This is a genomic window from Thermostichus sp. MS-CIW-25 (assembly GCF_054060015.1).
In genome coordinates, this window is sequence record NZ_JBSSCS010000006.1 from 15,022 (window position 1) to 40,772 (window position 25,751).

Below are 25,751 nucleotides of genomic sequence, written 5' to 3' on the forward strand. Positions count from 1 at the left end.
GTTGCTGCCCATCATAAACTGCCGGGATCCTCCATCTGATCTGCTCTTTCCGGTTGGGATCCCGGCACCCTAAGCAAGTCCGCTCCTTCCAACACCCGCGCCGAGCGGATCACATCTCCCACCTGGATGCGCTCCACCCACTCCATCCCCTCGGTGACGTAGCCGAACACGGCATAGCGCCCGTCCAAAATCGGCAGAGCAGAGAGGGTGATGTAAAACTGGGAAGAGGCTGAGTCAAGTGGGCTAGAACGGGCCATGGCCACCGCCCCCAAACGATGGGGCAAGAGCAACTTACTCAGAGCAGCGGGATCCTGGATCAAGGTGTTGTAGCGGGGGTAGGGTTCCCCACGCAGCTGAATTTCCAGGGGGATGGTGCGCAGGCGGTTGCTCCCCGGCTCTGTTGCACCCCCTGTACCGTCACCACGGGGATCCCCACCCTGCACCACAAAAGGCTGCGGATCCTTTTCCACCCGATGGAAGGTGAGGCCATTGTAAAAGCCCCGCTGAACCAAATCCACGAACTGGCCGCCGGTCAGGGGTGCCGCTTCCCCGTGGATCGCCAAGATCACCTTGCCTACCCCCTCAGCAGTTTGCACCTCCATCTCCACCACTGCCTTCCCTTGCAGTTGCGGGCGGCTAGCATAGGCCGCCGGGATCCCAGAGGGGGATTCTGAGAGGGGGGGTGTACTGCGACAAGCCAACAGCCCGAGACAGAGGTATCCCAGAACTAAGCCCACTCCCACTCTGCAGCGGCTCATTCGCCCCAGCTTGGCGAATTTCATCTGCCCCTTCTCCTTCAATCCAATCTCCCACCCTCCAGGCGCTGCTCAACCCAGCAGGGATCCCTATCCAGGTGATTCAGATCCGCTGCGACAGCCCCAACTGCAAGGTAACGCTTTGAGCGCCATTGCTCACCCTCACACCGTAGGGGCTGATGGCGGTAACCCGCCACTCTGCTTTTACCGCATGGCCAACAGCCACCTGCCGCACCACGTTGTCGATCAAAATCAGAGCCTTGGGGGCACCTGGATCGTGGATCAATCCCACCAGCTTCATCTGCGGCAGAGGCTGGGGTGGGATCCGCGCTGGCACCGGAGGCGCAGGTACCCTGGGGGGAGAGGGAAGACCAGCCCCTCTTGAAGCAAGAGGAGGGGCAACAGTCGGCGGTTTTGCCGGTTCGACCAAGACAGCCTTTGCAGAATCCTCAGGTGGAGCTTTGGGGTTTTCATCCACATCAGCAGCAGTGGGAAGCAAGGGCTCCTGGTGAGCATCGGAATGGGAAGAATTGGGTGCCTCAGCCAAGGGATCCCGAGTGGCCTGCGAAAAAACCACCGCCCGCGGGCGCAGGGTCATCCAAAAAGCCAGCCCTGCCACCAAGGTAGCGGCCAAAGCCATACCCAGCAGTAATCCTCCGGCAGCAGAGAAGCGCCGGGAAGGCAGTGGGGGCCGTGTGCCGAGGTAAGGATATTCGCCGGCTTCTGACAGCCCCTCTTCCAAGCTGTTCTCCAAATCCTCGAACAGCTCATCCAACAGAGAATCTGCCTGCTTGACTTGGCCAGACCATGCCCAAGGGGAACGACGGCCTCTGCCCGCTGAAGCATCTAACCCGGACATACAACCTCCCTAGCCTGAGCGGCGGGGATCCCGAGGAGTTGAGACACTCAGCCAACAGTTGCCGTCTATCGCCCAAAGGCTCTCAAAGGAGCCGCATTTCCGGGTACTCGGTCAACAGCGCCTCTGCCGACAGGGTGTCTCCCTCCAACTGCGGCGTCCACAGCACTTCGATGGCCACAATCCGATCTGCCGGAATCGAAGCCAGCTGCAACAGGCACTGCCGCAGATCCGCCATGGAGTTAACTACAGGTAGTGTACCCAAGTTACCACGATACGCAACCAGTAGAGTTACCAGCAGGTACTCGCCAACATCTGGGATCCCAGCAGCAGATCGCTGCAGCGCCGCTTGGGAGACTTGTTGGATCTGGTTGTTGCGGTTGCTGAGGCTTTCGACGCTGAACTTGCTCCGTTCTTGTAAAGAGGCTTGATAGAACAGGGATTCGGCGCGGGAGAGGGGCAGCTTCTCCGCTTGGGCATGGCCATAGGCCCAGTAGTCGCTGTAGCGCATCAAGCCAAGGGTGACCTCTTGCAACAGTTGGCTCAGCCCTTCTGGCGACTGAGTATCCGCCTCCAGAGCCAGGGCGTTCATGTCTTTTTGCAGTTGCCGGGCGCTGGCCAGCAGTCCCACTTTTACCTGCGCAACAGTTACCTGGGGATCGCGAACCCCAATGCTATCGTCCCCTTCTTCGGATCTGATCCCCGAGCGCAGCGTCTGCACCAAAAAGCTACCTGCCCCAACCAAGAGCAGCAGCGTCAGCAGGCCACCACCCCCCCCTCCCCAGAAAAAGGGCACCAGCAGCGGAAAACCAAAGCCGCCTCCATAGCTGGGGTAGACAGGAGCTGAGTAGTGCGGGCCAATCGAGCGGGGGGCAGAGAACGTCGGAGACCGGAAAGATCCGCCGCCAATGCGACCGCCACTGCGTGCCCAAACAGCGCCTATGGGAGCCAGGGCCAAGGTCAAGGCCAGGGCAATGGCCAGCAGAGGCCGGCAGACGCGACCGATTCGTTTCAGCATGATCACAATGTTTTCGTCCATCACGGGGCTAGTCTTTCTTAATTCTACGCTTTCTCGTTGGCGGGAATAGGGGCGGAAACCGATCCCCCACCCGGCCATCTCACTTGTTCAATTCTTCTGTGTTGATTCTTTGTGTACTGAGCCGGCCAATGACCGTCAACCAATCGAGGCAGAGCCATGCTACGGTCTGGAAGGTTGCCAGGAGGAGGGCAAACAACAGCAATGCAAACTCAGGCTAACGTCCAAGCCGAGGAAAGAGAGCGGGCATCTTCTCCACCCCGTGCCCAGATTCGGCTGTTGGTGGTGGATATCGATGGCACGATTGCCGGGCCTTCCAACCAGGTTTCAGAGCCGGTTCGGGAGGCCATTCAGAAGGCCAAAGCAGCAGGGGTGCGAGTAGCCATCGCTACGGGTCGCATGCATCGTTCTGCCGAGCGGTTCCACTACGCGATTGGGGCCGATATGCCCCTATGCAGCTACCAGGGGGCTTTAATTCGGGATCCCGATAGCCAAAAGACCCTAAAGCACTGGAGCCTGGACTGGCCGCTGGCCGAGGAGTTGTTGCAAGCGTTGCAGGATCAGCCGGTGGGGGTTCACCTCTACATCGATGACCAGCTCTACTTACGGGAGCTGAGCCCTCTCAGTCAGGCCTATGCTGAGCGCTCTCAGGTGCCGTTCCAGATGTTCTCTTCCGCCCAATACGGACGAAGCCCCACCAAGATCCTGGCTGTTTCTGAGGATACCGAGTTCCTCCAGGAATTGCAGGGATCCCTACGGCGGCGGTATTCCCCTGACCAGCTCTACCTCACCCGTTCAGAGCCGATTTTTCTCGAGGCTACCCATCCGGCGGTGAACAAGGGCAATGCCGTTCGTTTTTTGGCCGAGGAAATGCTGGGGTTGTCGGCGGAGCAGGTGATGGCCATTGGCGATGGCGACAACGACATTGAGATGCTGCGGTATGCGGGGATCGGGGTGGCGATGGGAAATGCCTCGCCTGCTCTGTTGCCCCATGCCGACTGGATCGCCCCTTCTGTAACAGAAGACGGGGTGGCGGCAGCCATCGAGACCTTCATCCTCAGCTAGGCAGGGATCCCATGGTGGGTCTGGCTTCTTCTCCCTTTCCTGAGGTCAACCTGCGTCCGGCGCAGCAACAGGCGTTGGCCTACCAATCGGGGCCGCTGGGGATCGCCGCCGTTCCGGGGAGCGGCAAGACCTTTATTCTGGAGCTGTTGATCGCCGATTTAATTCTCAATCGGGGGATCCCACCGGAGCGCATCGGGGTGTTCACCTACATGCGTTCGGCGCGGGGCAACTTGATCAGCCGCATCAATCAACGTTTGCAACGGGCGGGGTATCCGGATCGCTTTACCCAGGCCTTTACCCTGCATTCTTTGTCGTTGCGGGTGTTGCGGGAGGCCCCCAGCCGTTGGGAGGAGCTGTCTATTTTGGAGGGATACGAACAGGAGCGGTTGCTCAGCCGCCTGTGCCGCGCTTGGCTCGTCCGCCATACTCAGCTCTGGGAGCCGCTGATCCCCGGCGACAACAACCCGCAAAAGATCGCCCAAAACCGAGCCCAGTTCCGGCGCAGTTTCCAGCAGATGGTGCAGGTGGTCATCAGCAGGGCCAAGAATCTGCGCCTGGGGCCAGAAGTGATCCCCAGCGAGGGCTATCTGGGCTGGGCTGCTCCCATCTACGCCGGTTATCAAGCGGAATTGCGTCGCCTGGGCAAGTTAGACTACGACGACCTGGGCTGGCAAGCAGTGGATTTGATCGAGGGCAGTCCAGAGCTGCGGGAGCAGGTGCAGAACTGGTACGACTACCTGTTCGAGGATGAGGCCCAAGACAGTTCCCCCCTGCAGGAAGAGCTGCTGCGGCTGCTCAGCCAACGCACCGGCAACCTGGTGCGGGTGGGGGATCCCAACCAGAGCATCATGGGCACCTTTACCAGCGCCGAGCCGCGGCTGTTTCGCGCCTTTTGCCAGGCCAGTCCTCAGGTGGTGCTCTTGGATGAATCCAGCCGCAGCGCCCCCCAGATCATCGCTTTGGCCAACCGCCTGGTGGAGTGGGTGAATCAGCAGCACCCCATCCCGGCTTTGCGCACCGCTCTGGCCCCCCAGCCCATTCAACTGGCCACCTCCGGTGGCCAAAACCCCCCGGCCAGCGAGGGTGGTGTGGACTTTCTGCGGGTTGTCGGATCCCCGGAAGAGGAGCTGCAACAGGTGGCGCGGCAGGCCATTGCAGCCGCCCAAGCTTTTCCCGGCCAAACGGTGGCCATTCTGGTCACCACCAACGAGCTGGGGGGCAAAGCCCTCAGCTATCTCCAGGAAATGGGAGCGGAGCGGGTGATCGATCTGTTGCGGGGCAGTCCCAGTCAGCGGCGGGTGTTGTTGCAGCTCAAGGGAATCATCGACTGGTTTGCCCGTCCCACTGCCCCCCCTCGCTTGGCTGCTGCTATGGATTGCTTGGCGGATTGGGCGGGGATCCCACGTGCTGAACTGGGACCGATGTTGAGCTGGATCCGCGCCTCTCTGCCGGAGCGGCTGCTATTTCCCAACTTTGGTGAGGCTCCCGCTCTGCCCGATGGTCCCTCTTGGCAAAACTTGGGCAAGCTGCTGCGCACTCTGGGGGCTTGGTTGCGGGCCGGGCGATCCCCTTGGCCGGAGGTGCTGAATGTGATCGTTCAAAGCCTCTACCGCAAGCCGGAAGAGCTGTTTGTGGGTCGCTACGTGATCGATCAACTGGAGCAGGTGCTGGGATCCCTGCCCGAAACCGATTGGCAGGAGATCGCCCAAGAATTTCAAGTGATTCTGGATCACCGCCTCAACAACTTGCCTTCGGAGATCTTCGCCTTCGACCCCGAGCCGGGCAGCATCACTGTCACGACTCTGCATCGGGCCAAGGGGCTGGAATGGGATCAGGTGTTCATCCCCCAGGTGTCGGCCTACGAGTTTCCCACCCAGTACGGGGAGCGAACCCTGGGGCTGAAGTTTTTGGATGAAGTGGATATGCAGGCAGAGGCCCTGGCTCAGTTGCGACAGCTCAGCCCCAAAGGCGGCTGGGAGCTGCAGGCCGACTCGGCCACTAAGCAAGCCTTTTTGGATTTGGCAGCGGAGCGGCTGCGGCTGCTGTATGTGGGCATCACCCGCAGCAAACGACGGCTCACCCTCTCGGTATCCAGCCAATCTCGCTTTGGCACAGAGCAGAGTTCATCTTTGGTGTTTCGGGTGTTAAGTCGCAGTTTTAGGGCCGGTTGACCGGGTGAGTCTCTCGTTCTTCATGGATTGGCAACCTGCTAGCATGGCTAAGCCCGATAGCGCTTGCGCGCCGCCTTGCGGCAATGGGGCAGTCTTTCAGCTAGAAATCGCAGGAGCCCCGCACTGTACCCGTAGGGTCAGTGCCGTGAGGAATGCGAGGTTACAATAGAACCATGACCCAAGTCCTGACCGTCTCCTGCAAGCTCAAGGTAGCCCAGTCGCAAGCCGCCAAATTGGACGCGACTTTGGAGGCTTTTGGCCAAGCCTTGAATTGGGTCAACCAGAACACGCCGGAGAAAGTCGCCAACGCCGTTAAGCTTCAGTCTCTGTGCTACCGCGAAATCCGCGCCCGGTTCGACTTGTCCAGTAACTTGGCTCAACAGGTGTGCAGACGGGTAGCGGGTTCCCGCAAAGTGGCTAAGCAGAAAAAGCGTCCCGTCAAGGAGTTTAAGAGCGGCTTTGTTACCTACGACGCTCGCATCTTTTCGTTCCGTCAAAAAGACTGGACGGTGTCGCTCACCACGGTGGAAGGGAGAGAACGCTTTGAACTGGCCATTGGCAACTACCAGCGTGGGATGCTGGCTGGTTCCAACCCCAAATCTGCCACCCTGGTCAAGCGCAAAGATGGCTCCTACTACATCCAGATTTGCGTAGAGAAAAAACCACCCAAGCAACAAGATACCGACAAGGTGATCGGGGTGGACTTGGGAAGGACGGATATTGCTCATACGTCAGAGGGGGACAACTGGAATGGACAGCAGTTGAACAGAGTCCGCGACCACTACTCCCGGTTGAGGGCGGTACTCCAACGCAAAGCCAGTAAGGGCACCCGCAGTTCGCGGCGCAGATGCAGAGAACTGTTGCAACGGCTGTCTGGCAAGGAGAGACGCTTTCAGGCGTGGGTCAATCATCGCATCTCCAAAGCTATTGTCTCTAGGGCAAAAGCTACCAACAGCGCTCTTGCTCTGGAAGACCTGACAGGGATCCGGGAAAGGGTCAATCAACAGCCACGCAGCAAAACCGAAAGGCGCAGGGCCAACAGTTGGGCGTTCTACCAACTACGTCAGTTTCTGGAATACAAGGCGAGGGTTGCAGGGGTTTCTCTGATTCTTGTGCCGCCTGCTTACACGTCGCAGACCTGCCACCGGTGTTTGCACATCCATCCCGACCCTGCGCAATCCTATCGCAGTGGTAAGTCGTTCAAGTGTGGGCACTGTGGATGGGAAGGAGATGCGGACTTGAATGGTGCAAACGTAATTGCGCTCTTGGGAGCTGCCGTAAACCAGCCTAGAGGTCCGGGCTTGTTTTGTTCTCTGGTAGAGCAGAGCAGGCTCAGGGCTACTGAAAGCCCGCTCCGTACCGCTTAGCGGTCGGAGCCGGGTAGTTTACAAGCTATGGATATTCTGCAATGCAACCTCGGCGTATTGCCCGCGAACTGGCCCTGCTGGGGGTCAATCAACTGCCAGCCACGGCGGCCAAACTGAGCGAAAAACAACTGGAGGACTTGCTGCTGGCAGCCATCCGCGCCCTGAGTGAAGAGACCCATGAAACCCTCTCCACAGCGGCGGCGGAAATCCAGCGCAGCGACCGTTTGTTGCACGAGAGCGATCCTCTATTGTTGGCCGATTCGGATCCCAAGGAAGAGGGTGGATCCCGCTCCGTCACCCTCCGCCTTCAGCAGGCCCAACGACACCTGCAGCGCCTGGAAATCACTCTGAAGGAGGCGGACGTTCCTGACCCCAATGCCTTACGGGGGGAATTGCTGGAGCTAATCCAGCAGGTGCAAGTGGCCCTCGGCAACGCCGGCCAAGCCTTAGAACACCTGGAACAGCGGCTGCACAGCGTCCGCCACATCTTGGATGAGGTTGTCCAGTTGTCCCAAAGAGCAGTCAACCGGGTGGGCGTTGCCCTGTCCATGCCGGAACTGTTGCACATTGCCCAATCCCAAGAAGTGCGTGCCTACGCTTTGCAACTGCTGACCGCTCTGCGAACCCACAAGGAGGCGATCGATGCTCGTTTGCAAAAGGCTTTGGTGGGTTGGCAATTGCAGCGGGTTGGTCGGATCGAACGAGATATCCTGCGCCTGGCGGTGGTGGAGATGGAAATACTGGCCAGCAGCCCCGTGAAGGTTGCCATCAACGAAGCTGTAGAATTGGCCAAAAAATACGGGGATCCTGAGGCCGCCGCTTTCGTCAACGGAGTGCTGCGACGGGTAGTGGACAGCCAGATGGAGACCCACCGGGGTCGGGATCCCTCCCTCCCTGCTCCGGGTTCCGGGGGCTGAGCAGATCACTGCGGATCTTCCTTGCCAGGATAAAAGTCGGGATCCATCACCTGCTCAAATGTGTAGGGACACTGGGCAGGCAGATCTGCTTCAGACAATGGCGTTTCTCTCACCACCAACAGGATCCCGTCCTGGTGAGCCTCTTGCAGGGCTGCCGAAAGATCGGGCTTGAGGCTGGGACTGTCTTTGAGCAATCGCTGGATCTGGCGGCGTTGTTCAGTAATCGTTGCCCGCCAACTTTTGCCTCGCAGGTGGGGTTGCAATTGCCACTTCAGCAAATGCCCTACCAGGATCCCCAGCCGGTGCAGCAATTCCCGGCGTTCTTGCCTGCCCAAAGCCTCGATTTCCTCCACCAAGTTGGCGATATCCAGTTGATCCCACTGCCCCGATTTCAGCAGTGCGGCTTGCTTTTGCGTCCAGGCATAGAAGTCGTACTCGTAAAGTTGCATGCTTCATTGCCTAACTGGGCACTGGCCAAGGAGATCTTACTGACCCCGAACTACCCCTTTTTACCTTGAGCTCATTGATTTCCCGGACTAGGCCAAGTCCGGGAATGCTTGCGGAAAGCGGGTTTTGCCGGTTGGTTGGGGAAAGCGGGCGATGAGACTCGAACTCACGACATCCAGCTTGGGAAGCTAGCGTTCTACCACTGAACTACGCCCGCGTAAATCAATCTCAAGTTTAGCAAGCTGAAACCCTTGCTGAATCTAACCTATCACGTTCCCGACCCCTTGAGTAGGTGGGGAGTCGGGGGGCATATTTTGCCCGCAATTTGACCAGCAGGGAATGACGTCGAGAGACAAAGCTATCGTGCATGCTGGGGCAGGGCGAGAGTGGGTTAATCATCTTTCACATGGGATTCCTGGTACAACTGAGGCAGTATTCTGTCTGCGGCCTATGTCCAGCATCCTCCTGCTCTCCGGTAGTCCCAGCACTCCTTCTCGCTCAGAAGCCGTTTTACATCACGCTGCCGGGATCCTGTCCGATCTGGGATTGACCACTCAGTTTGTTTCGGTGCGGGATTTGCCCCCAGAGGATCTGGCACTGGCCAAGTTCGATAGCCCTCAACTCAAGGCAATTCAGCAAAAGGTGGCCCAAGCTACCGGGATCGTCATCTCTGCTCCCGTTTACAAAGCCTCCTATCCAGGTGTGTTGAAGGCACTGCTGGATTTGCTGGATCAAGACGCCTTTACCGGTAAAGTGATTCTCCCCATTGCCACCGGGGGAACCCTGGCCCATCTGCTGTCCATCGACTTTGCGATGAAACCTGTGCTGGCGGTGATGGGGGCAACCCACATCCTGAGAGGGGTTTATATCCTGAGTTCTCAAATTCAGTTGGACGCTGCCGGAACACTACAGCTAGAGGCCGACATCGAGGAACGTCTGCGAGCAGGGCTGCAGGCACTTGCGCAGGCGGTGAAATAGAAGAAATTAGAATTTTGCGGAGACTGGCCGAATATGGGATTGGTGCCCTGGGCCCGGAACCGGTTGCGGCAATCTATTCCGAAAAGTGCATAGGTGATTGCCCAGTCAGGCCCGAGAAGCCGCGGAAGAGCCGACGGCAAGGGATCCCTTTTGCGGGTATGGCCGGATTAAATTTCTATAAATCCCCCAAAAAACCTGCAAAACCGTAAGTTATGATACAGACATAGGATAAATCGTTCACCTCTGCAGTTGGCTCACCAGTGGCCTGGAGCTGTGCAGAGACGGAAGTAGGGGTCTTCCCGAAGGAACGCGCCTCAACTGAATCGCGCCACTCTTTCCGTGGCGTAGGGCCCAACGACAACAAACTCAACCCTTCGTTGATGGAGGCGATATATGAAACTCTCTTTCCGTGGCAACACCTTTGACTACGTTCCCGCGCATACTCAGCTCAGTGATGAGGAGTTGCAAGCTCAGTATCGCGGTCAAACCTTCTGGGTGCATCACACCAGCAAGAAAGCGGTGCCTCACCCTCATCAGCCCCTGACCTACCGGGGCGTAAGCTACTGAGGTGAATACTGTTTGCCCTTGTAGGTGAGGTGGGGATCCCCTGGAAATCTCCATAAGGGCTGGATAAAGACCGGGCGGCCCCGTTTGGGGTCGTTTTTTGAGGCAAAGCAACACCCCCAGAAGGAGCAGCACCCGTTCCACCTGAGAAGCAAGTAGATGGGTCTGGGCCTGCCGAGTTGAGTTTGAACGAGTTGAGTTTGAAATGGGAGCGATGCCGAGACAGGGTGCGCTAAGATGCGGTTCCAAGCGATAATGGCCTTAGCAACTTGCCCTACAGGGATCCGCTGCGATGGAAGCGTTTTTCGAGTTTCTCTGGTCGGCTTCGGCCATCTTGCTGGTGATCTTGGTGCTGCTGCACAGCCCTAAGGGGGATGGGTTGGCGGGCATTGGCGGGCAGGCCCAGCTGTTCTCCAGCTCCAAGAGTGCTGAGCAAAACCTCAACCGCATCACCTGGACGGTAGCGACCCTTTTCCTCTCCATCAGCGTGGTGTTGGGGGCGGGCTGGCTCTCGGCAGCCACAGGGCCATAGGGATCCCTTTCCGTGTTGGCGATTTACCTGCATGGATTCGGCTCTGGGCCGCAGTCGGCCAAGGCAACTTTCTTTCGGCAGCGGCTGCAGCAGGTGGGGATCCCTGTTCAGGTGCCTGATCTGAACCAGGACAATTTTGCCCAGCTCACCTTGACCCGCCAGATCCAGCAGGTTTCCAGCCAGCTTGCCGAGATGAACTACCCCCCTGTCACCCTCATCGGCTCTAGCTTGGGGGGCCTGGTGGCTGCTTGGGTTGCCGAACGACAACCCTGTGTGCAGCGCTTGGTGCTCTTGGCGCCGGCTTTTGGCTTTTTAGGCCATTGGCTGCCGCGGCTGGGGGCAGAGGCGGTGGAGACTTGGCAGCGAACCGGACAACTCATGGTGTTTCACTACGGAGAAGGCCGCCCTCTCCCTTTGGAGTACGGCTTTGTCGCCGATGCCCAGCGCTACCCGGATGGGGGGTTACGACGGCCTGTGCCCACCTTGATTGTGCACGGGATCCAAGACGACACCATCCCCATTCAAGCCAGCCGAGACTACGTGGCCCGTCGCCCCTGGGCCCAACTGGTGGCGGTGGAGAGCGACCACGCCCTGACGGATGTGTTGGATCCCATCTGGCAGATCACCAGCCGCTTCTGCGGGTGGGGGATGGAGACGGGGCAGTATGGTTGTTAAAGGGGATCCCTGTCCCGTGCTTGCCCATTCGCGAAAGCGTCGCGTAGCGATAATGTCTATGCAATCCAAAGTGCTGTGCCTACAACAGGGGAAGGCTGACGTGACTGCCGGCTTGCTCTTCGATATGGACGGGGTGATTGTGGATTCGGAACCAATCCATGCCCGCGCCGGGGCCATTGCCCTGCAACGCTGCCACCTATCCCTGGATTTGGCCCCCATCTCCCTGCAGTTCAAGGGGCGCACCGACCGCGACATGTTCGAGTACCTCGTCCAACACCAGACGGACACCCCGCCTGCGGAACGGCCCCTGCTGGTGCAGCGCCTGATCGAGGAAAAGGCCAAGGCTTTTGGCGAGCTGCTGGCAGAGGTACCCCTGGTGCCGGGGGTGCTGGAGTTTTTGGCGGCCAGCCGCCAGCGCTTTTCTGCCCTGGCCGTCACCACTTCGGCCATCCGCCGGGATCAAGCGCAGATTTTCCAGCGCTTCGACCTGCACCGCTGGTTTGACGCGGTGATTACCGCCGAAGACATTCAGCGGGCCAAGCCCGACCCAGAGCCTTACCTGAAAACGGCTGCCGCTGTGGGGTTGGATCCGGCGTTGTGTTGGGTGATTGAAGATTCTACCCATGGGATCCGCGCCGCTAAGGGGGCTGGCTGTTTTGCGGTGGGCCTCACCACGGCTTTCACCGCCGAGGAACTGCGCCACGCCGGGGCAGATGTGGTGGTGGACAGCTTTGCGGAGTTGGCCGCACTCCTGTTCGCGAGAGCGTCGCGTAGCGATAACCTGCCTGTGTAGGAAGCACAGCCCATTCGCGAGAGCGTCGCGTAGCGATATGCCAGCACCCATTTTTTTGCGGCAGGCCCTGGATTGCTATCCGTTTGCTTCGCGGCGACGGGTGGTAATGGGCAGACAGGGATCCGTGGCCACCAGCCAACCTTTGGCGGCAATGGCGGGCATGGAGATGTTCTGGGCGGGCGGCAATGCTGTGGATGCAGCCGTGGCAATGGCGGTGGCTTTGACGGTGGTGGAGCCAACCTCCAATGGCATTGGCGGCGATGCCTTTGCTCTGGTGTGGGAGGGGGGGGAGGAGGGTCAGCTGTACGGGTTGAATGCTTCCGGTCGCAGCCCAGCCGCCCTGACGCCGGAGCGGTACCGGGACCATGGGCGGATCCCCCCCTACGATTGGTTAGCGGTGACGGTGCCGGGGGCAGTTTCCGCTTGGCAGACCTTGCACCGGCGCTGGGGAAAGCTGCCGTTCGAGCGTCTGTTTGTGCCTGCCCTTCGTCTGGCGCAAGAGGGATTTCCGGTCTCTCCCCGGGTGGCCCAACTGTGGCAGGCGGCGGAGTCCATCTATTTGCCCCTGCCAGATCCCCGCCACGAGGCCTTCAAGGCCGTTTTCTTTCCCCAAGGGCGTGCCCCACGGGCTGGAGAGCGCTGGAGCAGCCCCCTGCATGCTCAAACCCTAGAAGAGATTGCCCGTAGCGGTGGGGAGAGTTTTTACCGGGGGGAGCTGGCGGAGAAGTTGCTGGCTTTCTCGGAAGCCAGCGGCGGCTTTCTTTCCCCCGCCGACTTGGCTGAGCACCGGGCCGATTGGGTGGAACCCATCCATACGGATTACCGCGGCTACACCGTCTGGGAGATCCCCCCCAACGGGCAGGGCATTGCCGCTTTGATGGCGCTCAACCTTTTGGAGGGTTTTGAGCTGGGTCGGATCTCCTACGATGCCGGCGAGCGCTATCACCTGCAGATTGAGGCAATGAAGCTGGCCTTTGCCGATGTGAGCCGACAGGTGGCGGATCCGGAGTATGTGCGGGTCAGTCCTGCCCAGATGCTGGATAAGGCTTATGCACAGCGGCGGCGGCAGTTGATCGGGAGGGAGGCGATCCCCCTGGCCCAGCCAGGGCTGCCGGAGGGGGGAACGGTTTACCTGGCTGCAGCTGATGGTGAGTTGATGGTGTCTTTGATTCAGTCGAATTTCGATGGCTTCGGCAGTGGTCTGCTGGTTCCGGGCACGGGCATTGCTCTCCACAACCGCGGCACGGGTTTCACCCTGGAGCCCGGCCATCCCAACCAGGTGGGCCCCCGCAAGCGCCCCTACCACACGATCATCCCCGCTTTTCTATCCAGAGAAGGGATCCCCCTCGGCCCTTTTGGTGTCATGGGGGGGGCAATGCAGCCCCAAGGCCATGTGCAGGTGGTGGTGAACTTGGTGGATTACGGCCTGAACCCCCAGGCGGCTCTGGATGCGCCCCGCTGGCGAGTGCTGTGGGATCAGGGGATCCCGCAGGTGGCGCTGGAGAGCACGGTGCCGCCCCAGGTGGTGCGCGAACTCTCCGCCCGCGGCCATGCAGTGCAGGTGGTGGACGCAGAAGAGGATTGCGGTCTTTTTGGCCGGGGACAGATCCTCTTGCGGGATGGGGATCACTTCATTGCGGCTTCCGAACCCCGTGCCGATGGCCTAGCCCTGGCGTGGTAGAGTGCCTAGCTCATCACCATGCCACCATCGATGGCAAAAACCTGTCCCGTGATGTAGGCCGCCGCCGGATCTGCCGCCAAAAAACGCACCAGCCCCGCCACTTCTGCCGGGGATCCCAGTCGCCCCAGGGGGATCTGCGCCAAAATCGGGCCAGGATCCAGTTTTTCGGTCATTTGGGTGGTGATGAACCCCGGTGCCACGGCGTTGACGGTGATGTTGCGGCTGGCCAGCTCGCGAGCTGCTGTCTTGGTGAGGCCCACCACCCCTGCTTTGGCGGCGCTGTAGTTGGCCTGGCCGGCATTGCCCACCAAGCCCACCACCGAGGTGATGTTGATGATGCGCCCCTGGCGCTGCTTCACCATGATCTTGGCGGCTGCCTTCAGGCAGAGAAAGACCCCCGTCAGGTTGAGATCCAGCACCGCCTGCCAATCTTCTGGCTTCATGCGCAGCAGCAGGGTGTCGCGGGCCATGCCGGCATTGTTCACCAGCACATCCACCCGACCCCACCGCTCCATCACCTGGGCAAACAGGCTCTCCACCGCCTCTGGGCAAGACACATCGGCGGCCACAGGGATCCCTTCTCCCCCCAGGGCCGCGATCTCCTCCACCAGGGACTCGGCTTCGGCAGCGGAGCGGGCGTAGTTGATCGCCACTTTTGCTCCAATGGCCCCCAGGTGCAGGGCAATCGCCCGGCCAATGCCCCGGCTGGCTCCGGTGACCACAGCCACCCGGTCTTGGAGGGAAGGCAAAGGGAGAAGCTCAGACATAAGCGGCAGGTTCCTCGTGATTCGGACAGCGTGATTAGGACAGCCGCAACAGTATAGGATGCTTTGGGGCCGTCTGGCTGCCACGGACTTCCCGGCAACCGCCTGCGCCATGTCCGTCCTAACCGCCGATGGCCTCGGCAGGAGGGATCCCGTGGTTCCAAGCGGCCACCCTGACGGCAAGATTTGTTGCTGGAGGGATTCGCATGGCACAAAAGTGCAGGAGCTTTGGGCGTTGCACCAATGGGTGAGCAGAGCCAGATTAAGATCAGAAGCTGGGCCCCATCGCGTCAGCGGGCCGTAGGCCTTGCAGAGGAACTGTCCATGCAAGTGGAGTTTCGCGAGTGCGATCCGGGAAATCTGTGGATCTGGTTTGAGTTTGCGGAGCCGCCGGTCGAAGCTGAGCTGGAGTACCTCAACGAGGTGCTGGAGTCGTGGTACGTGTTGGGCAAGCTGGGCGGATTTAACGCCGAGCGTCTGGTGGCCCAAGAGGCCGAGGTGGATCTGAGCTATCTGGAGTATCCCAACGAATCGGAGCCCTTGCCTTCCCTAATGCACAACATGGGATCCCTGGAAGAGAAGGACAACTGGGCCCGCTGCTGGTTTGATCTGGGCACCGCCGATGCGATGGCGCTGGATGTGTTGATCAACGCCCTGCGCACCCTCAGCCTGGAATACATCGGCCTCAGCCGCGTGATTATCGGCGGGCAAAATGAGGATTGGCCAACGGCGGATCCGGAGGAGATGGATGACATGGATGACTACGATCTAAACGGCTATGTGCGGGATCACAGGGAGGAGGAAGGAGGGCTGGAATAGCGGGATCCCTGCCTACTCCAAGTAGCCCAGCTCTTGCATCTGCCGCACCAAGTCGGCATCGCTTTCCACATTCACCTTGCGAGGAGCCGTGCTGGGCTGTCGGGATTCTGCCCAGCTCACCCACGTTCTCAGCCCCTGCTGCAGGCGAGCCAGCCAAGCCTGGGGCCAGCCGGTCTCCACCGCCGACCCGTCGTGACAGCGTTGCGGATCAGCATCAGGGAGAGAGGACACGGGATCCCCGTCGCCGACCCAGAGCAGATCCCGCAGCTCCGCCGGATCCTGCTCCAAGTTGTAGAGGCTGGGACGATCCCCCGTTTGGATGAGCTTGGTCATCCCCTCATAGAGGGCACGGCGGATGTCGTAACAGGCACGCGCCCGCAGCAGGCTGTCGTTACGGCTTTCCATAGCCCGAATGAGGAGGTGGGGCGGGAAGGCTTCGCTGAGCACTGTTCCCTGCTCGGGATCTTCCCCTGCCAAGGTGCGGGCCAAGCTGAGGCGGGCGACCTCGCGGCGGAGCTTGAGGCTGACACAGGGGGCACCGTTGGGGGAAAGGTTGGGGCTAAAGCCGGCAGCTTCCAGGAGGGTATGGAAGAGGCGGCGGGTGGAAACGGGGGTGGCAATGCGTTTTCCTGCCGGGAAGTGGCCGGGATAGCGCAGGATGAGGGGCACGCGGATCAGCTCTTCGTAGACCACAAAGGCGTGGCCGACGAAGTCGTGTTCTCCCAGGCCTTCGCCGTGATCGGCGACGATGGCCACCAGCGTGTTCTGCTCCAGGCCGGTGTGGCGCAGGGTGTCGAAGACGGATCCCAGTAGGTGATCTTGGTAGGCCACCTCAGCATCGTAGATATCCCGCAGCACCTGCGCTTGCAGTGGAGAAAGGGGCTGCGGCAGGGGCGCCATCCAGCGGTAGGGCTGGGCGTTGTATTGGCGCAAAAAGTCGCGGGCCTCGCGGTTGCTTTTGAAATAGGGGGCGTATTTCTGCACAAAGGGCTCCGGCGGCCAGTAGGGCAGATGGGGCTCCATCAGGTTGACAAAGCAAAAGAAGGGCCGTGCTCTAGGATCCGACCGGCGGCGGGCCATCTGCTGCAGGTAGCGGTTGAGGTCGGCAATCGAGGCGGCGGTGTTGCCTTTGAAGTTGAGCAGGCGGGTCCAGAGGGAGGCAAACCAGGGGTGCAGCGCCAGCTGGAAGAGGGCGTCGGAGCGGGCAAAGGCGTTTTGCACCGGATAGGAGAGCCGCCGCCAAAATTGGGTGTAGGCGGCCAGCCAGCGGTTCAAGGGGGCGGGCAAGGGGGTGCCTTCGGGGGGGCGGGTGGGCAGAGCGCCACCGTAGTTGTAAAAGGTTTCGAAGCCGCGCCGCAAGCCGTTTTTCAGGATCCCCACCAGAGGGTTGTTGCAAAAGCCCACAGTGGTATAGCCGCTCAGCTGCAACAGCTCTGCCAGGGTGGGCAGGGCGGGGCTCAGCTCCAGATCTGCTTGGACAGTCTGGTGGGTGCTGGGATATTCCCCCGTAAACAGGGAAGCGTGGGAGGGGATGGTCCATTGGGCAGGGGCGATGGCCCGCTCGAAGAGGGTGGATTCGGCAGCCAGCCGATCCAGGTTGGGGCTGGTGGGCAGTTGGCGGGCACGCTCCGCTTCCGACCAGTAGCAGGAGAGACGATCTGCCCGCTGGGTATCCAGCACGATCAGCAGGATGTTGGGGCGTTCTGCAGCAGCGCCGGCCCTGGCGGGGGAATGTCCTGTTTGCGCCACTCGGACGGAGTCCTCAAAGCTCACCACAACTCACCCGATACTTTTCCTTAAAGGTATCCCTATCCTGCCATGCTCTCGGCCAGCTTTCTGCTTCCCCCCAGCCCCCCTTAGGGCAAAGTGAGCTGGGTTTGGCTGTTGCCTTGGATCCGAGCAGTGTTGGCCTGCCAATCCAGGATCCCTTGGTTGCCTCTGACAGTCAAAGCCTGGCCGGGCTGGCGGTAGCGCACGTTGCCCTGGGCCTGCAGCTGGGTGGAGCCGATGCGCCAGCGGATCTCCTGGGCCTGCAGCTCTTGACCGGTTTGCTCGGCTTTGGCTTGCCCGTTGCCCAATATGCGCAACTCGGTTAGAGGCAGGGGAGCCCGCAACTGCTCGCCCCTGAGGCGCAAAGCTTGTAAGGGAGCGTAAACCTCTACAGCCCCTACTGCCTGCACTTCCCCGACGCCAAATTGCCACAGAAAACGGCTGGCAGCCAGCTCCAGATCCGGATCCCGGTACTCTGCCCGCACCGGCTGAGTGGGATCCCAGTTCTCCAGCTGCATCTGGGCTTGGCCAAAGTCGACGAGCAGCCGCTCCCCCTGCAGGGATCCCTGGCCCTCCAACAGCTCCACTTTCACCTGGCCCTCAGCTTGGAGGAGGCGCTGTTCCGGCAGCCATTCCACCCGCTGGGCCTCCAGACGCAGGTTGTCTCGCTCCGATTCCACCTCGACTTGACCCCTCAATTCCAGCCGTCGTTCGCCGGGGTACGCGGATCCTCGCTCGGCGCGGGTGCGGATGGCGCGGTTGTCTTCGTCGAAAAATTCTCCCTCAACGGCCTGCAAATGGGCGGATCCCAACTGCACAGGAGCGGCACCATTTTCTGGGGGGGACTCATATTCGGCCAGGCGAGCCTGTAAGCGCCAGAGAATGGCACCATCCGGTCTGGCCTGGGTGAGGGTGATGTCTTCGTAGATCAACTGGGGGGTGGAGATAGGCTCGGAAGGCGCATCGGGATCCCACTCCGGCCCGCCACAGCCCGCGCTCAGCAGGGCCAAAACGGCCAGGAAACGGAGGACAGACAAAGACCTGGACTGCATGGATCTTCTTCCTTGTGGGCGCTCTCCCCTACCCTAGCTTTCTTAGGACTCCGTCCCGCTGGCGCGATCAGCCGTATCCTTCCGCTGCGCTGAGCCGGATCCCGCTCTCGGCAAACCCGTGGCATTATCAGGGCAAAGTGTTTTTGGGGGCAAGCGTGACCCAACTGTTGCAACTTTTCATCTACGGCCTTGTCTTGGGCAGCATCTACGCCCTGGGAGCAATTGGGGTGTCGCTGACCTTTGGCATTTTGCGCTTTGCCAACTTTGCCCACGGGGATCTGATGACCCTGGGGGCCTACTTCGGCCTGACATTTGTTGGGTTGGGTTGGCCAATTGGGGTCAGCCTGCTCCCGGCAGCTTTGGCCACGGTACTTTGTGCAGTTGGGATCGACCAACTCATTTATCGCCGCCTGCGCCAGGAGGCACCAGTGATCTTGCTCATTTCTTCTTTTGGCACCGCCCTGATTCTGCGCAGCCTGGTACAGATCATCTGGGGGCCCAACAATCAGGTGTACCGCAGCGGGATCCAGTTGCCGTGGCGGCTTGGAGAGCTGCGCATTAAGCCCGATTGGGCGGTAATCCTGGCGGGAACAGCCCTGTTGGTGGTGGCCCTGCATCTCTTCTTACAACGCACGCGGGTGGGCAAAGCGATGCGGGCCATGGCCGACAATTTTGAGCTGGCCAAGATTACCGGCATTGATACAGAGCGGATCGTCCTCTGGACTTGGGCCATTGGCGCAGCCTTGGCCTGTGCAGCAGGTGTGTTCCTGGGTATGGATACCCGGCTGCACCCCACCATGGGCTGGCGGCTATTGTTGCCCATTTTTGCAGCGGCCATTCTCGGCGGCATCGGTCGCCCTTACGGGGCTATTGCCGGAGGAGTGGTGATCGGCCTGGCGGAAGAATTCTCGACCTTGGTGATCAACCCGGCCTATAAAACCGGGGTGGCCTTCGCCATTTTGGTACTGCTGCTGATCTTCCGACCCACAGGATTACTGGGATCCCCAGGTGGGGGAGAGGTCTGATGTTGAGCTACGGCATTTTCTTTTTGATTTTGGTGGGGATCTACGGCGTGCTGGTGCTGGGCCTCAATGTCCAGTGGGGCTACGCCGGCATGTTCAACATCGGGGTGGGAGCTTTTTTTGCCATGGGAGCCTATGCCAGCGCCATTGTCACCACACCCCCAAGTGCCGAACATCTGGGCGGCTTCAATCTGCCCTTTTGGGTGGGTTTTGCCATAGCTGTGGCCGTCGCCGGAGCGATTGCCTTTTTGATCGGGTTGATTACCCTGAAGCTGCGTTCCGACTACCTGGCCATCGCTACCATCGGCATTGCCGAGATCATCAGCCAAATCCTGAGGAATGAGGGCTGGCTCACCAACGGTGTGCGGGGAATTACCCGCATTCCGCGACCCTTTCGCGGCTGGATCCCAGGTCAGGATACCCTTCTCTACTTGGGCTTGGTGCTGGTCATTTTGGCGGTGGTCTATTGGGCTGCGGAGCGGGCCTATCGCTCCCCCTGGGGGCGGGTGCTGCGGGCCATTCGCGAGGATGAACCGGCAACCCTGGCCGCCGGCAAAGATGTGCTCCAGTTTCGCCTGCAGGCGTTTGTGCTGGGATCCATGCTGATGGGGTTGGCGGGGGCCCTCTACGCCCATTTTGTCAATTTCATCAGCCCAGAAGCCTTTCAACCGGAGTTTGCCACCTTCATCGTTTGGGTGATGTTGATCGCAGGGGGCAGTGGCAACAATCGCGGCGCCTTGCTGGGAGCGCTGGTGATTTGGGGGGTGTGGTCGGGCAGCGAGTGGCTCACCAACCGTCTGCCGCCCCAGTGGGCCACCCGAGCCGGCCCTTTGCGCATTTTGTTGATCGGGATCCTGCTCCAGGTGATTCTTCTGACGCGCTCTCAAGGATTGCTGCCTGAACGTCCGCCCAAGCCCGTTTTGGGCCCTTCCCCTTCGCCTCAGCAGAACCCAGCAGGATAGGATTGGGTCGGCTCCAGCCGTTGTTGACGTGTTTGAGACAACCCAGCCCTCTGCCGCCATGACTCCGCGCCCCAAGGAAACCGACCCTTCCTGGCCACCTTGCAACCCTGACACGACGGGCTGCCCCCCGGATGCCGGACAACCAGGGATCCGGACTACACCCATCCAAGAGGGCTATGCTCTGCCGGAGCAGTATTTCAACCGGGAGCTGAGCTGGATTGAATTCAATGCCCGGGTTTTGCACGAGGCCCTGGATGAGCGCACACCGCTGCTGGAGCGGCTGAAGTTTCTGGCCATCTTTGAGAGCAACCTGGACGAATTTTTCATGGTGCGGGTGGCGGTGATCCGTCGTCAGTTGGAAACGGGCGTGTTGGTGCTAACCCCGGATGGCCTTACACCGCAGCAGCAGTTGCAGCAGATCTCGAGCCACCTGCGCCCCCTGATTCGAAAATTGCACACTTGCTTCCGGCAGGAACTGGTGCCCAAGCTGGCGGAACAGGGCATTCACATCCGCGATTTTTCCGAGCTGGCCGAGTCGGAACGGCAGGAGCTGCGGGACTACTTTGAGAGGCGTTTGTTTCCAGTGCTCACCCCCTTGGCGGTGGATCCAGGCCATCCCTTTCCCTACATCTCCAACCTCAGCCTCAGCTTGGCGGTGGTGGTGCGGGATCCAGAGACTGGCAAGGAGCATTTTGCTCGCGTGAAGGTGCCCAACACCTTGCCCCGCTTTGTGCCGCTGCGGGATGGGGTGAGCTTTGTGCCGCTGGATCAGGTGATTGCCCACCATCTGGAAGCGCTGTTTGTCGGCATGCAGGTGCTGGAGTACTACCCCTTCCGCATCACCCGGGATGCCGATCTAGAAATCCAAGAGGACGAGGCCGACGATCTGCTGGCTGCCATTCAAGAAGAGCTGCGCAAGCGCCGCTTCGGCTCAGTGGTGCGCATGGAAATTGCCAGCCAAACTCCGGCAGCCATCCGACAACGGCTCAGCGAAGAGATGCGCCTCAACAGTGACTCGGTGTACGAAGTGGATGGCCTCTTGAGTATGGGGGGGGTGATGGCGTTTCTCAGCCTGGATCGGCCCGATTTGAAGGATCCCCCTTGGGGGCCGGTTACTCCCCCTCGCCTGCGTACCGCTTCGGTGAGCGATGAGCCGGTGGACATGTTCTCCGTCATCCGGGAAGGGGATCTGTTGGTGCATCACCCCTACGATTCCTTCGCCGCCAGCGTGGAGCGGTTTCTGGAGGAGGCCGCCAACGACCCCCAAGTGCTCACCATTAAGCAAACCCTCTACCGCACCTCCGGCGACTCGACGGTGGTGAAATCCCTCATTCAGGCCGCCGAAAACGGCAAGCAGGTGGCCGCTCTGGTGGAGCTCAAAGCCCGTTTCGACGAAGAAAACAACATCCTCTGGGCCAAAAAGCTGGAGAAAGCCGGGGTACACGTGGCCTATGGCCTGCCGGGGCTGAAGATCCACTGCAAGCTGGCTTTGGTGGTGCGGGAAGAGGGGGGATCCCTGCGCCGCTACGTCCACATCGGTACCGGCAACTACAACCCCAAAACCGCCCGTATCTATACCGACCTAGGGCTGTTCACTTGCGATGAGACCCTCTGCAACGATGTTACGGAATTGTTCAACCTACTGACGGGCTACTCACGGCAACGGCAATTCCGCAAGCTCTTGGTGGCCCCCAGAACCCTACGCCAAGGCATGGAAGCCCTGATCCGCCGCGAGATGCGCCATGCCCAAGCGGGGGGCCAGGGGCGTATCATCGTCAAGATCAACTCTCTCACCGACCCGGAAATGATCCGGCTGCTCTACGAGGCCAGCCAAGCCGGGGTGGAGATCGATCTCATCGTGCGGGGCATGTGCTGCCTCAAGCCCGGGATCCCAGGCCTGAGCGATCGCATCCGCGTCATCAGCATCATTGGCCGCTTTCTCGAACACTCGCGCATCTTTTACTTCTATAACAACGGCCAGGAAGAATACTTCATTGGCAGCGCCGACTACATGACCCGCAACCTGGATCGACGGGTTGAGGTGGTCACCCCCGTAGAAGATCCCGTGTTGCAGCAGGAGCTCAAGGCGATCTTGGACATCTGCCTGACGGACAACCGGCAAGCCTGGGAGTTGCGCCCTGATGGCACCTACGTGCAGCGGCAACCCAAGCCAGGAGAGCCTGTGCGCTCCACCCACCAACGCCTGATGGAGCGGGCCGCCAGCCGCATTTAGCAGGATGACTCTCACTGCTAACCTCTCTCTCAGAGGGAGAGAGGAGCAGCCTCGCCGCTATCGGGAATGGCCACCAAAGCTCAGGATCCGGTGGTCTTGGCGGCCTCGGCCTCTTCCTCGCCCAGCGCAATTACCCGTTCCGTGGCCTGCAACGAAGACTGCAAGCTCTCCAACTTTTCCCGGCTGGCGCGGTTCAGCCACGACTCGATTGCATTCACCAAGAGCTGATCCACAGAGAACCAGCCCCCCCCATTCACCGCAAAGGCCAGGAAGATCGCTGCGTAGATGGCGGATAGCTCCAAGTAGGGAACGCTGAAGCCGGCCACCTTAATGTGATGGAACATGGCCACCGCCATCGTGGCGAACAAGCCCAGTGCTGCCCCTCGGGTCAACAAACCCAACGCCACCATCGGAGCTGCGATCAGCTCGGTATAGGCAGCCACATAAGCGAAGAAGATCGGGAAGGGCAACCCGATCACTTCTACATAAGCCGTCGCAAACCCTTCAATATCTGCCAGTTTGTCAAGGCCGTTGTGAATCATGAATAGCCCTGCCACCACCCGCAAAACGGTCCACGCCACTTGAGACCAGCGCGGAGTTACGCTGTCGTGACGCAAAGCTGAGGCGAGTAGCACGGGAAACTGCTGAGAGGGTGCCATAGGATAAAACCTGCGATGCAAAGATGAGCAAAGATTCTAACTTATTGTAACGATTCTAAATTTCTGTAACAAGATGGGGTTCAGATCCCCAGTGGTCAAGGGATCCCATGCAAAAACAGGGATCCCATGCAAAAACAAGGCCTCCGGCCCGCTTTCGCGACCGGTCGGGTGGGTTTCCGGCGAGCTTTCACCCTCGCACACCACCTCTGCTCTTGGCCTGGGACTTTTCCGGCCTTGCTGAGACCTGTCAACCTCTGTAAATGGATCCCTCATAATGGGTTCATTGGCTGACCCTGTCGCTATGATTGCCGAATCTGTCCTCGCCTCTGATGTCAGCTCCGCCAAATCCCAAGCCGGGAGAGAGGAGGGATCCCCACCTGCCATTCGTTTGCGGAGGGTCAGCCGCAACTTTTCCGGGATCCAAGCGGTGGACGGGGTGGATTTGGAGGTGCAGCAGGGGGAGTTTTTTACGTTGTTGGGGCCGTCGGGTTCGGGCAAAACCACCTGTTTGCGGATGATCGCGGGCTTTGAGCGTCCGGATGAGGGGCAGATCGAATTGAACGGCCAGAATGTTTTGGGTCTGCCGCCCTACCGACGGCCTGTGAACACGGTGTTTCAGGACTATGCTCTCTTCCCCCACATGACGGTGGCGGAGAACGTTGGCTACAGCTTGATGATCCGCGGCATACCGCCGAAGGAGCGCCAAAAGCGAGTGCAAGAGGCGCTGGAGCTGGTACAACTGCCCGATCTGGGATCCCGTAAACCCAGCCAACTTTCAGGGGGGCAACGGCAACGGGTGGCCTTGGCGCGGGCTTTGGTTGGCCGACCGCAGGTGCTCTTGCTGGATGAACCTTTGGGGGCGCTGGATTTGAAGTTGCGCCAACAGATGCAGTTTGAACTCAAGGCCCTACAACACCGCCTTGGTCTCACCTTTTTGTACGTCACCCACGACCAAGAAGAGGCCCTGACCATGAGCGATCGTATTGCTGTGTTCAATCGCGGGCGCATCGAACAGGTGGGATCCCCGGCAGAGCTCTACGAGCGACCTGCCACCCGGTTTGTAGCCGGTTTTATCGGCCAAACCAACTTGATCGAGGGATCCCTGGCGGAACGATGCGTGGGAGAAGCGGCCCTGTTTGCTTTGCGCCCGGAGCACATTCGGATTGACTTATCTGAAGAAGGGATCCCCGATGGCCACTGCCGCTTGCGGGGACGGATTTGCGACACTGCTTATCTAGGGGCTTTCATTCGCTATCAGGTATGGGTGTCCGGCTTTGAGATGAAACTTTTGGCTGTGCAACCCAACCCCGGCCTGAATTTGCGGCAGCTACCGGAAGGGATGGAGGTGACTTTGAGTTGGGATCCCAGCCGGATGCACCGCATCCCCGAATAGGGCTCTCAATCCCGATCTCCTCTGGAGCTTGTCTATCCGGCGTCGGCGCTATCTTGCAGGCAGTTGACACTCCCGCCGACTGAAGTCGAGGGATTCTTACGTAGCCCAGAAACGGGCTCGCAACGGCGTTGTCAAAGGGAGAAAAACGGGCCATGATGCGCATTTCCATCCAGCCGGGGAGCGGGATCCCTGGCTCCGTGCAGCTCTTTAATTTGCTCTGCTTCGCCATTGCCTGTGGGCAGTTTCCTCCCGGCTGCCGCCTGCCCAGCACCCGTCAATTGGCCATGCAAACGGGCCTGCATCGCAACACCATCCACAAGGTTTACCGCCAATTGGAGGCCATGGGCCTGGTGGAAACTCGGGCCGCCTCCGGCATCTACGTGAGCGGCACTGCCCGGCATGCGGTCACCGCCTCCCCCCTTCGCGTCAGCGGTGCGGAGCACTTTCTCAACCCAAATCTGGATCGATCCAAACAGGCCCTGCAACAGGTGCGTCAGGGCATCGATCAGCTTCAGCAGCAAGGCTTTTCTCTGGAGCAGGTACGGGATCTGCTGCTGGCGGAGATCGATTGGCGGTTGCGCTGCAGTGCTCAAGTGCTGGTGTGTGTGCCCAACCGGGATTTGGGTACAGGACAACTGATGGCCCAGCAAATCCAGCAAACTCTGGGCATCCGGGTACAGTTGGTGCCCCTGGAGGATCTGGCCACCGTTCTGGATCAGATCCATTCCGGCACTGTGGTGACGCTGCACTATTTTCTCAGCGCCGTCGAGGCCATTGCCCAACCCCGGGGGGCCCGTGTTCTGACAGTGGAGGTGTCCGACTACGCCCGCGAAATTGCCCTGATCCGCCAATTGCCTTCCTACGCCTGTCTGGGGCTGGTGAGCATCAGCACTGCCCTGCTGGAGGTTGCCGAGGTGATTGTCTACAGTCTGCGGGGAGACCTGCTGGTGCTGACGGCAGTGATCTCGGATACGGAACGGGTGGGATCCCTAATCCGCCGCGCCCATACCCTCATCTGCGATGAGGCCAGCTACCCTACCCTGCGCGCCTTGGTGCGCCAAGCCCGAGCCGATCTAATCCGCACACCCAACCTAGTCTGCGCCACCCCCCACATCGGAGAAGCGGCTATGGCCGAGCTGAGACGGGAACTGGGTGGGATCCCTGGAGCCGGAGGAGATGGGGACGCAAGCAGTAGCAGTTTGCAAGGCAAAGAAACCCATTAAGCCTTGTTGCAGGTGAG

The 25,751-nt window shown here is 60.1% G+C and carries 24 protein-coding genes, 1 tRNA gene and 1 riboswitch; of the genes, 16 read left to right on the forward strand and 9 right to left on the reverse strand.

Annotation, left to right across the window (positions count from 1 at the left end; translation table 11 throughout):
* Positions 1 to 11: 11 nt before the first annotated feature.
* From ACVWZ1_RS03690 to ACVWZ1_RS03700, 3 genes are all read right to left on the reverse strand, one after another.
* The gene (locus ACVWZ1_RS03690) at positions 12 to 782 is read right to left on the reverse strand and encodes a peptidylprolyl isomerase (protein ID WP_011433685.1); all 771 of its coding nucleotides are present in this window, start codon (positions 780 to 782) and stop codon (positions 12 to 14) included.
* A 76-nt stretch (positions 783 to 858) separates the two neighbouring features.
* Complete coding sequence (locus ACVWZ1_RS03695) at positions 859 to 1,614, reverse strand: hypothetical protein (protein WP_457502554.1); 756 nt, start codon at positions 1,612 to 1,614, stop codon at positions 859 to 861.
* Between the two features lie 82 nt (positions 1,615 to 1,696).
* On the reverse strand, positions 1,697 to 2,650 hold the full coding sequence (locus ACVWZ1_RS03700) for a DUF1517 domain-containing protein (RefSeq protein WP_238376757.1): 954 nt from the start codon (positions 2,648 to 2,650) through the stop codon (positions 1,697 to 1,699).
* A gap of 201 nt (positions 2,651 to 2,851) precedes the next feature.
* On the opposite strand from ACVWZ1_RS03700, the gene ACVWZ1_RS03705 reads away from it, so the two are divergent.
* From ACVWZ1_RS03705 to nusB, 4 genes are all read left to right on the forward strand, one after another.
* Positions 2,852 to 3,712, forward strand: a complete 861-nt coding sequence (locus tag ACVWZ1_RS03705) for a Cof-type HAD-IIB family hydrolase (RefSeq protein WP_414412972.1) — start codon at positions 2,852 to 2,854, stop codon at positions 3,710 to 3,712.
* An 11-nt stretch (positions 3,713 to 3,723) separates the two neighbouring features.
* Positions 3,724 to 5,883 carry an ATP-dependent helicase gene (locus ACVWZ1_RS03710; protein WP_457502555.1) on the forward strand — a complete coding sequence of 720 codons (2,160 nt, stop codon included), beginning with the start codon at positions 3,724 to 3,726 and terminating at the stop codon, positions 5,881 to 5,883.
* A 173-nt stretch (positions 5,884 to 6,056) separates the two neighbouring features.
* A complete protein-coding gene (locus ACVWZ1_RS03715) occupies positions 6,057 to 7,250 on the forward strand; it encodes an RNA-guided endonuclease InsQ/TnpB family protein (protein ID WP_457502556.1) in 1,194 nt (397 codons plus the stop codon).
* 41 nt (positions 7,251 to 7,291) lie between these two features.
* Positions 7,292 to 8,167 (forward strand): transcription antitermination factor NusB, encoded by an 876-nt coding sequence (gene nusB / locus ACVWZ1_RS03720; RefSeq protein ID WP_457502557.1) that lies wholly within the window; start codon positions 7,292 to 7,294, stop codon positions 8,165 to 8,167.
* 5 nt (positions 8,168 to 8,172) lie between these two features.
* Here nusB and ACVWZ1_RS03725 read toward each other — a convergent pair whose 3' ends face one another.
* Both ACVWZ1_RS03725 and ACVWZ1_RS03730 read right to left on the reverse strand, forming a co-directional pair.
* Positions 8,173 to 8,616, reverse strand: coding sequence for a DUF29 domain-containing protein (locus ACVWZ1_RS03725; RefSeq protein WP_414331397.1), 444 nt, complete (start codon positions 8,614 to 8,616; stop codon positions 8,173 to 8,175).
* Positions 8,617 to 8,759: 143 nt separating this feature from the next.
* Positions 8,760 to 8,831 (reverse strand) — tRNA-Gly (locus ACVWZ1_RS03730).
* Positions 8,832 to 9,064: 233 nt separating this feature from the next.
* Here ACVWZ1_RS03730 and ssuE point away from each other — a divergent pair.
* From ssuE to ACVWZ1_RS03760, 6 genes are all read left to right on the forward strand, one after another.
* A complete protein-coding gene (gene ssuE, locus ACVWZ1_RS03735; protein ID WP_414331394.1) occupies positions 9,065 to 9,592 on the forward strand; it encodes an NADPH-dependent FMN reductase in 528 nt (175 codons plus the stop codon).
* 232 nt (positions 9,593 to 9,824) lie between these two features.
* Positions 9,825 to 9,906: riboswitch (Glutamine riboswitch) on the forward strand.
* A 79-nt stretch (positions 9,907 to 9,985) separates the two neighbouring features.
* Complete coding sequence (locus ACVWZ1_RS03740) at positions 9,986 to 10,159, forward strand: DUF4278 domain-containing protein (RefSeq protein WP_414350022.1); 174 nt, start codon at positions 9,986 to 9,988, stop codon at positions 10,157 to 10,159.
* A gap of 289 nt (positions 10,160 to 10,448) precedes the next feature.
* Positions 10,449 to 10,688, forward strand: a complete 240-nt coding sequence (gene secG / locus ACVWZ1_RS03745; RefSeq protein ID WP_011433676.1) for a preprotein translocase subunit SecG — start codon at positions 10,449 to 10,451, stop codon at positions 10,686 to 10,688.
* 12 nt (positions 10,689 to 10,700) lie between these two features.
* Positions 10,701 to 11,363 (forward strand): YqiA/YcfP family alpha/beta fold hydrolase, encoded by a 663-nt coding sequence (locus ACVWZ1_RS03750; protein WP_414388296.1) that lies wholly within the window; start codon positions 10,701 to 10,703, stop codon positions 11,361 to 11,363.
* A 100-nt stretch (positions 11,364 to 11,463) separates the two neighbouring features.
* The gene (locus ACVWZ1_RS03755) at positions 11,464 to 12,156 is read left to right on the forward strand and encodes an HAD family hydrolase (protein ID WP_414350024.1); all 693 of its coding nucleotides are present in this window, start codon (positions 11,464 to 11,466) and stop codon (positions 12,154 to 12,156) included.
* Positions 12,157 to 12,193: 37 nt separating this feature from the next.
* Entirely contained in the window at positions 12,194 to 13,837 is a 1,644-nt protein-coding gene (locus ACVWZ1_RS03760) for a gamma-glutamyltransferase family protein (RefSeq protein ID WP_457502558.1), read from the forward strand.
* Positions 13,838 to 13,842: 5 nt separating this feature from the next.
* On the opposite strand, the gene fabG is transcribed toward ACVWZ1_RS03760, so the two are convergent.
* Complete coding sequence (gene fabG, locus ACVWZ1_RS03765; RefSeq protein ID WP_011433672.1) at positions 13,843 to 14,604, reverse strand: 3-oxoacyl-[acyl-carrier-protein] reductase; 762 nt, start codon at positions 14,602 to 14,604, stop codon at positions 13,843 to 13,845.
* Positions 14,605 to 14,925: 321 nt separating this feature from the next.
* Between fabG and ACVWZ1_RS03770 the strand changes: the two genes are divergently transcribed.
* Positions 14,926 to 15,420 (forward strand): DUF3531 family protein, encoded by a 495-nt coding sequence (locus tag ACVWZ1_RS03770; RefSeq protein WP_414331319.1) that lies wholly within the window; start codon positions 14,926 to 14,928, stop codon positions 15,418 to 15,420.
* A 12-nt stretch (positions 15,421 to 15,432) separates the two neighbouring features.
* On the opposite strand, the gene ACVWZ1_RS03775 is transcribed toward ACVWZ1_RS03770, so the two are convergent.
* Together ACVWZ1_RS03775 and lptC are read right to left on the reverse strand one after the other, a co-directional pair.
* Complete coding sequence (locus ACVWZ1_RS03775) at positions 15,433 to 17,193, reverse strand: sulfatase (protein ID WP_457502559.1); 1,761 nt, start codon at positions 17,191 to 17,193, stop codon at positions 15,433 to 15,435.
* Between the two features lie 83 nt (positions 17,194 to 17,276).
* Entirely contained in the window at positions 17,277 to 18,242 is a 966-nt protein-coding gene (gene lptC, locus ACVWZ1_RS03780; RefSeq protein WP_457502560.1) for an LPS export ABC transporter periplasmic protein LptC, read from the reverse strand.
* Positions 18,243 to 18,397: 155 nt separating this feature from the next.
* Between lptC and ACVWZ1_RS03785 the strand changes: the two genes are divergently transcribed.
* Genes ACVWZ1_RS03785 through ppk1 form a run of 3 tightly spaced genes read left to right on the forward strand, consistent with a single transcriptional unit; the run spans position 18,398 to position 22,459 of the window.
* Complete coding sequence (locus ACVWZ1_RS03785) at positions 18,398 to 19,267, forward strand: branched-chain amino acid ABC transporter permease (RefSeq protein WP_457502561.1); 870 nt, start codon at positions 18,398 to 18,400, stop codon at positions 19,265 to 19,267.
* Entirely contained in the window at positions 19,267 to 20,226 is a 960-nt protein-coding gene (locus ACVWZ1_RS03790; RefSeq protein ID WP_457502562.1) for a branched-chain amino acid ABC transporter permease, read from the forward strand. The genes ACVWZ1_RS03785 and ACVWZ1_RS03790 overlap by 1 nt, the downstream gene beginning before the upstream one ends.
* 58 nt (positions 20,227 to 20,284) lie before the next feature.
* Positions 20,285 to 22,459: a polyphosphate kinase 1 gene (gene ppk1, locus ACVWZ1_RS03795; protein WP_457502604.1), complete on the forward strand. Its 2,175-nt coding sequence runs from the start codon at positions 20,285 to 20,287 to the stop codon at positions 22,457 to 22,459.
* Between the two features lie 80 nt (positions 22,460 to 22,539).
* Here the strand turns inward: ppk1 and ACVWZ1_RS03800 are convergent, their stop codons facing one another.
* Positions 22,540 to 23,118 carry a DoxX family protein gene (locus ACVWZ1_RS03800; RefSeq protein WP_049749590.1) on the reverse strand — a complete coding sequence of 193 codons (579 nt, stop codon included), beginning with the start codon at positions 23,116 to 23,118 and terminating at the stop codon, positions 22,540 to 22,542.
* 301 nt (positions 23,119 to 23,419) lie between these two features.
* Here ACVWZ1_RS03800 and ACVWZ1_RS03805 point away from each other — a divergent pair, with 301 nt between their 5' ends.
* Positions 23,420 to 24,511: an ABC transporter ATP-binding protein gene (locus ACVWZ1_RS03805; protein WP_457466095.1), complete on the forward strand. Its 1,092-nt coding sequence runs from the start codon at positions 23,420 to 23,422 to the stop codon at positions 24,509 to 24,511.
* Positions 24,512 to 24,666: 155 nt separating this feature from the next.
* Positions 24,667 to 25,734, forward strand: coding sequence for a GntR family transcriptional regulator (locus tag ACVWZ1_RS03810; RefSeq protein ID WP_457466201.1), 1,068 nt, complete (start codon positions 24,667 to 24,669; stop codon positions 25,732 to 25,734).
* The last annotated feature ends 17 nt before the right edge of the window (positions 25,735 to 25,751 follow it).

Excerpts from the sequence above, each read along its gene's own strand:
- ACVWZ1_RS03760 (WP_457502558.1), top strand. The coding sequence starts at position 12,194 with ATGCCAGCACCCATTTTTTTGCGGCAGGCCCTGGATTGCTATCCGTTT.
- ppk1 (WP_457502604.1), top strand. The coding sequence starts at position 20,285 with ATGACTCCGCGCCCCAAGGAAACCGACCCTTCCTGGCCACCTTGCAAC.
- ACVWZ1_RS03705 (WP_414412972.1), top strand. The coding sequence starts at position 2,852 with ATGCAAACTCAGGCTAACGTCCAAGCCGAGGAAAGAGAGCGGGCATCT.
- nusB (WP_457502557.1), top strand. The coding sequence starts at position 7,292 with ATGCAACCTCGGCGTATTGCCCGCGAACTGGCCCTGCTGGGGGTCAAT.
- ACVWZ1_RS03690 (WP_011433685.1), bottom strand. The coding sequence starts at position 782 with ATGAAATTCGCCAAGCTGGGGCGAATGAGCCGCTGCAGAGTGGGAGTG.
- ssuE (WP_414331394.1), top strand. The coding sequence starts at position 9,065 with ATGTCCAGCATCCTCCTGCTCTCCGGTAGTCCCAGCACTCCTTCTCGC.
- ACVWZ1_RS03700 (WP_238376757.1), bottom strand. The coding sequence starts at position 2,650 with ATGGACGAAAACATTGTGATCATGCTGAAACGAATCGGTCGCGTCTGC.
- lptC (WP_457502560.1), bottom strand. The coding sequence starts at position 18,242 with ATGCAGTCCAGGTCTTTGTCTGTCCTCCGTTTCCTGGCCGTTTTGGCC.
- ACVWZ1_RS03710 (WP_457502555.1), top strand. The coding sequence starts at position 3,724 with ATGGTGGGTCTGGCTTCTTCTCCCTTTCCTGAGGTCAACCTGCGTCCG.
- ACVWZ1_RS03810 (WP_457466201.1), top strand. The coding sequence starts at position 24,667 with ATGCGCATTTCCATCCAGCCGGGGAGCGGGATCCCTGGCTCCGTGCAG.
- ACVWZ1_RS03740 (WP_414350022.1), top strand. The coding sequence starts at position 9,986 with ATGAAACTCTCTTTCCGTGGCAACACCTTTGACTACGTTCCCGCGCAT.
- ACVWZ1_RS03695 (WP_457502554.1), bottom strand. The coding sequence starts at position 1,614 with ATGTCCGGGTTAGATGCTTCAGCGGGCAGAGGCCGTCGTTCCCCTTGG.
- ACVWZ1_RS03770 (WP_414331319.1), top strand. The coding sequence starts at position 14,926 with ATGCAAGTGGAGTTTCGCGAGTGCGATCCGGGAAATCTGTGGATCTGG.
- ACVWZ1_RS03790 (WP_457502562.1), top strand. The coding sequence starts at position 19,267 with ATGTTGAGCTACGGCATTTTCTTTTTGATTTTGGTGGGGATCTACGGC.
- secG (WP_011433676.1), top strand. The coding sequence starts at position 10,449 with ATGGAAGCGTTTTTCGAGTTTCTCTGGTCGGCTTCGGCCATCTTGCTG.
- ACVWZ1_RS03800 (WP_049749590.1), bottom strand. The coding sequence starts at position 23,118 with ATGGCACCCTCTCAGCAGTTTCCCGTGCTACTCGCCTCAGCTTTGCGT.
- ACVWZ1_RS03725 (WP_414331397.1), bottom strand. The coding sequence starts at position 8,616 with ATGCAACTTTACGAGTACGACTTCTATGCCTGGACGCAAAAGCAAGCC.
- ACVWZ1_RS03805 (WP_457466095.1), top strand. The coding sequence starts at position 23,420 with ATGATTGCCGAATCTGTCCTCGCCTCTGATGTCAGCTCCGCCAAATCC.
- fabG (WP_011433672.1), bottom strand. The coding sequence starts at position 14,604 with ATGTCTGAGCTTCTCCCTTTGCCTTCCCTCCAAGACCGGGTGGCTGTG.
- ACVWZ1_RS03715 (WP_457502556.1), top strand. The coding sequence starts at position 6,057 with ATGACCCAAGTCCTGACCGTCTCCTGCAAGCTCAAGGTAGCCCAGTCG.